This is a genomic window from Micromonospora sp. URMC 105, from assembly GCF_051386295.1.
Classification (GTDB): Bacteria; Actinomycetota; Actinomycetes; order Mycobacteriales; family Micromonosporaceae; genus Micromonospora.
This window is the reverse complement of sequence record NZ_JBPQTL010000209.1, coordinates 1-854: the sequence shown is the minus strand read 5'-3', so window position 1 is coordinate 854 and position 854 is coordinate 1. Positions and strand designations below refer to the sequence as shown.

The window sequence follows — 854 nt, the reverse complement described above, 5'->3', positions numbered from 1 at the left end:
CCCGACGCGGCGACGCAGGCGCGTGCCGCGACACCGGCCGGATACCGCAGGCGCTGCGGTCGGTGGGGCCGGGTGGCCGGTCCGTGCGGTGCCGCCGAGGCGGGCGCCCGCTGCGCTAGTGTTGCCGCTCGTGAGTATCGAGGACCCGGGCGTGCGCGACGACGACCGCGCCGTCGATCTCAGCGAGGAATTCGTGGTGCTGCCCGAGCAGACGGTCGACGACACCGACCACGGCTGGGGCGAGCGCACCGGCGGCAACGACGACTGGCTGCTCGCCGAGCGCCCACCCCACTGGGACTGACCCACCCTCCCGCACCGGCAGCCGGACGCCCCCCGCCATGACGGGCTGCTCAGCGGAGCGCCACCCCCACCGCCCTGCGTGCACCGTGCCGCTGTCGACCGGTCCATGATCGGGTAGCAATCTCCGACGAGTACGTCGGCGTGTCGCGTCGGAAACTGCTACCCGATCATGGGGCTCGGTGCCGGAGCGGGGGACCTGAATCGAGGCAGCCCCCGGCCTGGGACTGCTCGTTCTGCTGCTTACGGGTGACCTGTGGGCTGGGTCAGCCGCGGACTACGACGGCGAAGCGGCTCCCCTCGGGTTGGCCGACGGCGCGTTGCGCCTGGTCGGGGCGGAGTGCCAGGTAGAGCGCCGAGGTTCCGTCGACGGCGTCTCCGCCCACCACGTCGAGCACCAGCGCTCCCGAAGCCAGCAGCCCGGCCTCCACCGGCGTCCGGCCGGCCGGTACGACCAGCAGGTCTACCCGTGCACCCGGCCGGAGCACGGCGAGCGCGGCGGGCTCGGCCAGCCGCACCGGCACCCCCACCGACCCGCTCGGCAGCGGCAGCGCCCC

Annotated in this window: 1 protein-coding gene and 1 pseudogene; one reads left to right on the top strand and one right to left on the bottom strand. The window is 74.6% G+C overall.

All coding sequences use genetic code 11. From position 1 onward, the window contains the following. The first annotated feature begins 130 nt into the window (after positions 1 to 130). A complete protein-coding gene (locus tag ACSNN7_RS28970) occupies positions 131 to 301 on the top strand; it encodes a hypothetical protein (RefSeq protein WP_436684218.1) in 171 nt (56 codons plus the stop codon). Between the two features lie 262 nt (positions 302 to 563). Here the strand turns inward: ACSNN7_RS28970 and ACSNN7_RS28965 are convergent. Further along, positions 564 to 854: pseudogene (locus tag ACSNN7_RS28965) on the bottom strand (flagellar biosynthesis protein FlgA); the annotation flags it as partial.